This is a genomic window from Kitasatospora sp. MBT63 (genome assembly GCF_000710465.2).
Lineage (GTDB): Bacteria > Actinomycetota > Actinomycetes > Streptomycetales > Streptomycetaceae > Kitasatospora.
Genome location: NZ_JAIZ01000160.1, coordinates 1 through 6,689 on the forward strand (window position 1 = coordinate 1; position 6,689 = coordinate 6,689).

The window sequence follows — 6,689 nt, forward strand, 5'->3', positions numbered from 1 at the left end:
GTGCCGAGCACCGCCGCCGGGTCCGGTCCGGGTGCGGGCACGCCGAGCAGGGCGGCGGCGCGGGCGAGGGCGCGTCCGACCGGGGCGGCCAGCGACTCGTCCCCGGGGGCGAGGTCGGCGCCGCGCAGCCACAGCGTGGGCAGCGCGTTGGGGCCGGTGGACCGGCGGACGGCCAGCGCGGCGATCTCGGTGGTCCGGCCGGTCCCGGGTGCGCCGAGCAGGACGGTGACGGGCCGGCGCGGCTCCTCGCCGCAGATGCCGTCGGGGCGGTCGACCCGGTCCGCCGCCAGGTCGGCGATCCGGCCGGGCCCCGCGGTGGCGCTGCCGAGCTGGACGGCGGCCAGGCGCAGCAGTCCGGCCAGGTTGAGGGCGCGCCCGAAGGCGGGTACCTCGGCGGCGTTGCGCTCGAGCAGCTCGGCGAGCGGTCCGGCCGTGGTCGCTCCGGCGGCGGACGCACCCGCCGTGGACCCACCCGCCGTGGACGTACCGGCGGTGTCCGGGCCGGCGGTGTCCGGGCCCGGCCGGATCGGGGCGGCCGCGATCAGGTCGGGCCGGCCGAGGCCGCCGCGCAGGATCAGACCGGGCGTGACCACGGCGAGCACCGCGCCGGTGTCGGCGTCCAGTACCGGGCTGCCGGCCGGCGGGACCGGTCCGGGGCGGTCCGGCCGGATCAGCAGGGCGCCGGCGACCGGATGGAAGTCGTCCTGCCACGGGTACCCGGCGGCGCAGCGGCCCAGGACCCCGCCGGGCCGGGGCCGCTCCCCGGCCTCCTGGAGCATCACCACCGGCCCGCCGCCGAGGTCGCCGCCCTCGTGGGGGCCACCCCCGTGGGCGCCGGTGCCGTGGGCGAGCGGGAGCGCGGGCCCCGGCAGGCCGCCGACGGTGTCGGTGCGCAGCAGCGCCAGCGCCTGCCCGGGCAGCAGGTCGATGCTTCCGGCGCCGAGCACCCGGCTCTGCCCGCCGGGGGTGTGCAGCACCACCCGGGCGAGTCCGGCCACCACCTCGTGCGCGGTGACCACCGTGCCGTGCCGGTCGGCGACGAACCCCAGCCCGCGCAGCCCGCCGTCCAGGTCCCGGACCAGCAGCACCGCCTGGGCCGGGTCCGCCGCCGCACCGGTGTACCTCCCGGCCATGTCGCCCCGCCTCCCCGCGCCGGGCCGGCCGGGCGCCGGACCGGGCCCGGCACGGTTGCCGTTCTCGCGGCGGGGAGCCTGCCCAGCCCGGCGGGCGTACCACCGCGCCCACACCGTTCACCACGGGCTTTCGCCTCGCGCGCTCCCCCGTGCGGATGAACCGGAGGCGGATCGGGAGGCGGATCCGGCTCCGCCGCCGCCCACCCCGCTCCGCTCCGGCCCCGCCGCCGCCCGCCGCGCCCCGCACGGCGACGGCCCGCACGCCGACGGCCGCCACCCGGGAGCGGGCGGCGGCCGTGGCGGGGGCCGGGGACGGGGTGCGGGGTGCTGTCAGCCGACGAAGACGGCCACCGGGCGGGCGCTGCCGCCCTTCTCCTCCACCAGGGCCAGGAAGCGCCCGTCCGGGTCGAAGACCGCGACCGGGCCGTCCACCCCTAGTCCGGGGGCGGCGAGCTTCATGCCGTTGGACAGCAGCCGGGCCTGGTCGGCGTCGATGTCCCAGCGCGGGAAGGCGGCGTCGGCGGCCTCCGCGATCGGCAGCACCTCCAGCTTCTCCTCCAGCTGCTCCAGCGTGCGGGCCGACTCCACGCCGTACGGGCCGACCCGGGTGCGCCGCAGTGCGGTGAGGTGGCCGCCGACCCCGAGGCCCTCGCCCAGGTCGCGGGCGAGCGCCCGGATGTAGGTGCCGGAGGAGCACTCGACGGTGACGTCCAGGTCGATCACCGGGGTGCCGTCCTCGGCGAGCGCCGTCCGCTGCCCGTGCACGGTGAAGGAGTGCACGGTGGTGGGCCGGGCGGCGAGTTCGAAGTCCTCGCCCTCGCGGACCCGCGCGTAGGAGCGCTTGCCGTCGATCTTGATGGCGCTGACCTTGGACGGGACCTGCATGATCTCGCCGGTGAGGGCCGCGATCCCGGCGTCGATCGCCTCCCGGGTCACCGCCCCGGCCGAGGAGGAGGCGGTGACCTCGCCCTCCCGGTCGTCAGTGACGGTGGTCTGGCCGAGCCGGATGGTGGCCTCGTAGGTCTTGGCGGTGAGCATCAGGTGCCCGAGCAGCCGGGTGGCCCGCTCCACCCCGATCACCAGCACTCCGGTGGCCATCGGGTCGAGCGTGCCGGCGTGGCCGACCTTCCTGGTGCCGGCCAGCCACCGCATCTTGGCGACCACCCCGTGCGAGGTGATGCCCTCCGGCTTGTCGACGATGACCAGGCCGTCCGGGCCGGTTCCCTTGCGCTTCATCGGTTCTTCTCTGTGCGGGTGACGGATGTGCGGGTGACGGATGGGGGTGCGGCCGGCCCGGGGCATCCGGCGGCGGCCACGGCCGGAAGCTCCGGCCCGGGGCTACGACGTGCGGTCCAGCGCCGCCCGGAACCGGTCCACGGCGGCCGCCACGTCCTCGCGCACCGCGAACCCGGCGGCGTACACGTGCCCGCCGCCGCCCAGCTCCGCGCAGGCGGCGGCGACGTCCACCGCGCCCCGGGAACGGCTGGAGCCGCGCAGGGTACCGTCCGGGTCCTGCTTGAGCACCAGCGCGACCTCGGCCTCGGCGGCCCGCCGCACGACGTCGATCAGGCCCTCCAGCTCCTCCACGGTCACGCTGTACAGCACCAGGTCCTGGTACGGCACCCAGGTCCACACCAGGCCGCGGCCGCCGGCCTGCTCGGGCTCGTAGCGGGCCCGGTCCAGGGCTGCGGCGAGCACCTTGAGGTAGCCGAAGGAGGAGGTGTCCCAGAGCTGCCGGGAGATCTCGTCGTGGCGGATCCCGGTGGCCAGCAGCCGGCCGGCCAGCTCGTGGGTGGCGGGGGTGGTGGCGGCGTACCGGAACGAGCCGGTGTCGGTGGCGACGCCGGTGTACAGGCAGGTGGCCAGCTGCTGGTCGAGCGGCACGCCGAGGCGGCGCAGCAGTTCGTCGACCAGGACGGCGGTGGCCGGTGCGGCCGGGTCGATCAGCCGGTGGGTGCCGAAGCCGGGGTTGGAGGCGTGGTGGTCGATGACCACCAGCACCGGCGCGGCGAAGGCCTTGTCGTGGAGCAGCCCGAGCCGGCTCTCGGCGGCGACGTCGAAGCAGACCACCAGCTCCGGCACGTCCGGCACCTCGGCGGCGGGCACCAGCAGCTCCTGGCCGGGCAGGAAGGACAGCGACTGCGGGATCACCTGCGGGTCGTCGCCGAAGGAGACCCGCACCTGGTGGCCGAGCGAGCGCAGCGCGAGACCGGCCGCCAGCGCCGAGCCCAGCGCGTCACCGTCCGGGTTGATGTGGCAGATCAGGTCGATCACCGGGGCCCGGACGATGGCCGCGACGGCGCGCTGCCACTCGTGCTCCAGGCCCGGCTGCTCCGCCCGCGGGCCCGGAAGCACCGCGAGGGCGCCCTCCACCGTGCTGGTGGAGGCCGCCCCCGTGATGTCGCCGGCCGCTGCCGGCTCGCCGGCCATGACTACTCGTCCTCGTCCGCGTCGTCCTGCTCGGCGCCCGGCACCCGGTACGGGTCGGCGTCCCCGGCGTAGCTGGCGCCGGCGGCGGCGGTGCGCACCGCCGCGTCGGACTGCCGTGCCCGGTCGAGCAGGTCGTCGATGTTCTTGGCGTTGTCCGGCAGCGCGTCGGCGACGAAGGTGAGCGTCGGGGTGAAACGCACCCCGGTCTGCTTGCCGACCTCGGAGCGCAGCACGCCCTTGGCGCTCTCCAGCGCCGCGGCGCTGGCCTGGCGCTCCGTCTCGTCACCGTAGACGGTGTAGAAGACGGTGGCCTCGCGCAGGTCCCCGGTGACCCGGGCGTCCGTGATGGTCACGTAGCCCAGGCGGGGGTCCTTGATCCGGCGCTGCAGGGTCTCGGCCACCACCACCTGGATGCGGTCTGCGAGCTTGCGCGCCCTTGCGGTGTCGGTCACGTTGCCTCCTCGTGCGGTGGGCTCGGTATCCGGGAGAACACTCGCCCGGGTGGGGCCCATGCCCCAACGTACCTGCCCGCGCCCAGCCTTGTGGGCGCTCTCGGTCCTCGGCTCTGTGACGGTGGCGCCTGGGCACCACCGTCGCCGCTCTCAGTCATCGTCGCTGTTGTGGAACCGTCTCCTCGCGGAGAGCAGCTGCACTTCGGGGCGGCCGGCGACGAGCCGCTCACAGCTGTCCAGGATCTCGGTCACGTACCCGGCTTCGCCGGACACCACCGCCAGGCCGATCTCGGCCCTGCGGTGCAGCTCCTGGTTCCCGGTCTCGGCAGCGCACACGCTGTACTTGCGCTGCAGTTCGGCCACGATGGGCCGCACGATCGAACGCTTCTCCTTCAGCGAGTGGACGTCGCCGAGGAGCAGGTCGAAGGTGAGTGTTCCAACGAACATGTGGACAGGTCTCGCCGACCTGAAGGCCTCGTAGCAACCACCCCGGAGGGCGGACGTACGTGGACCCTACACAGCGAGACCGGGGCCGGTCGACGGGAATTCACCCCTGCCGAACGGCCCCGGCCGACACCGACTAGGCGCGCGGCTTCTCGCGCATCTCGTAGGTCTCGATGACGTCCTCGACCTTGATGTCGTTGAACGACCCGAGGGTCACACCGGCCTCGAAGCCCTCGCGGACCTCGGTCGCGTCGTCCTTGAAGCGGCGCAGACCCTCGATGTTGAGGTTCTCCGCCACGACCTTGCCGTCGCGCAGCAGGCGGGCCTTGGTGTTGCGTCGGATGACGCCCTCGCGGACGAGGACACCGGCGATGTTGCCGAACTTGGAGGAACGGAACACCTCGCGGATCTCCGCCGAACCGAGGCGGACCTCCTCGTACTCCGGCTTGAGCATGCCCTTGAGGGCCGCCTCGATCTCCTCGATCGCCTGGTAGATGACCGAGTAGTACCGGATGTCGACGCCCTCGCGCTCGGCCGCGGTACGGGCACGCCCCTCGGCGCGCACGTTGAAGCCGATGATGATGGCGTCCGAGCCCATCGCCAGGTCCACGTCGGACTCGGTGATGGCACCCACACCGCGGTGCAGGATCCGGAGCTCGACCTCCTCGCCCACGTCCAGCTTGACGAGGGCGTCCTCGAGGGCTTCCACCGAACCGGAGACGTCACCCTTGATGATGAGGTTGAGCTTCTCGATGCTGCCGGCCAGCAGGGCCGCCTCGAAGCCTTCGAGCGAGACCCGGACGCGGCGCTGCGCGAAGGACGCGTTGCGGTCGCGGGCGGCACGCTTCTCGGCGATCTGACGGGCCGTGCGGTCCTCGTCGACGACGATGAAGCTGTCGCCGGCGCGGGGCACCGAGGTGAGACCGAGCAGCAGGACCGGACGGGACGGGCCCGCCTCGGCGATGCTGTTGCCGTTCTCGTCCAGCATGGCGCGGACCCGGCCGTAGGCGTCGCCGACCACGATCGAGTCGCCGACGCGCAGCGTTCCGCGCTGCACGAGCAGGGTCGCCATGGCACCGCGGCCCTTGTCGAGGTGGGCCTCGATGGCGATGCCCTGCGCGTCCTGCTCCGGGTTGGCCCGCAGGTCGAGCGAGGCGTCCGCGGTCAGGACCACGGCCTCCAGCAGCTGGTCGATGTTCAGACCCTGGCGCGCGGAGATGTCGACGAACATGGTGTCGCCGCCGTACTCCTCGGCCACCAGACCGAACTCGGTCAGCTGACCGCGGACCTTGGTCGGGTCGGCACCCTCGACGTCGATCTTGTTGACCGCGACCACGATCGGCACACCGGCGGCCTTGGCGTGGTTGAGCGCCTCGACCGTCTGCGGCATGACACCGTCGTTGGCCGCGACCACCAGGATCGCGATGTCGGTGGACTTGGCACCACGGGCACGCATGGCGGAGAACGCCTCGTGACCCGGGGTGTCGAGGAAGGTGATCGGACGCTCTTCGTCGTTCACCGTCGCGGTGACCTGGTAGGCACCGATGTGCTGGGTGATGCCACCGGCCTCGCCGGCCACCACGTTGGTCTTGCGGATGGCGTCCAGCAGGCGGGTCTTACCGTGGTCGACGTGACCCATGACGGTGACCACCGGCGGGCGCGCGACGAGCATCTCGTCGTCGCCCTCGTCGGCACCGAAGTCGATGTCGAACGACTCCAGCAGCTCGCGGTCCTCGTCGTCGCGGCTGACGATCTCGAGCACGAAGCCCATCTCGCCGGCCAGCAGCTCCAGGGTGGCGTCCGAGACCGACTGGGTCGCGGTCACCATCTCACCGAGGTTGAACATCACCGAGACGAGCGCCGCCGGGTTGGCGTTGATCTTCTCCGCGAAGTCCGTCAGCGAGGCACCGCGCGACAGGCGGACGGTCTGCCCGTTGCCGCGGGGCAGCATCACACCGCCGACGGACGGGGCCTGCATGGCCTCGTACTCCTGGCGCTTCGCCCGCTTCGACTTGCGACCACGGGCCGGACGGCCACCGGGGCCACGGCCGAACGCACCCTGCGTGCCACCACGGGCACCCGGGCCACCGGGACGGCCGCCGAAGCCACCGGGACGGCCACCGCCGCCGCCGAAGCCGCCACCGCCGCCGCCACCGGGACGGGGGCCGCCGAAGCCGCCGCCGCCACCGGCCGGACGCGAGCCCGGACCGGCCGGACGGCCGGCGAAACC

Annotated in this window: 5 protein-coding genes and 1 pseudogene; all 6 read right to left on the minus strand. The window is 74.0% G+C overall.

Annotated elements, in window-relative coordinates; genetic code table 11:
* Positions 1-1,133 (minus strand): annotated as a pseudogene (locus AA75_RS10745) (hypothetical protein); the annotation flags it as partial.
* A 330-nt stretch (positions 1,134-1,463) separates the two neighbouring features.
* A complete protein-coding gene (gene truB, locus AA75_RS10750; RefSeq protein WP_033819664.1) occupies positions 1,464-2,369 on the minus strand; it encodes a tRNA pseudouridine(55) synthase TruB in 906 nt (301 codons plus the stop codon).
* 102 nt (positions 2,370-2,471) lie between these two features.
* Positions 2,472-3,563 carry a bifunctional oligoribonuclease/PAP phosphatase NrnA gene (locus AA75_RS10755; protein ID WP_082526399.1) on the minus strand — a complete coding sequence of 364 codons (1,092 nt, stop codon included), beginning with the start codon at positions 3,561-3,563 and terminating at the stop codon, positions 2,472-2,474.
* A gap of 2 nt (positions 3,564-3,565) precedes the next feature.
* The gene (gene rbfA / locus AA75_RS10760) at positions 3,566-4,015 is read right to left on the minus strand and encodes a 30S ribosome-binding factor RbfA (RefSeq protein ID WP_033819665.1); all 450 of its coding nucleotides are present in this window, start codon (positions 4,013-4,015) and stop codon (positions 3,566-3,568) included.
* A 150-nt stretch (positions 4,016-4,165) separates the two neighbouring features.
* A complete protein-coding gene (locus AA75_RS10765) occupies positions 4,166-4,462 on the minus strand; it encodes a DUF503 domain-containing protein (RefSeq protein WP_033819666.1) in 297 nt (98 codons plus the stop codon).
* Between the two features lie 133 nt (positions 4,463-4,595).
* Positions 4,596-6,689 (minus strand): translation initiation factor IF-2 (gene infB, locus AA75_RS10770; RefSeq protein WP_082526400.1); only part of this gene is annotated, 2,094 nt, incomplete at its 5' end.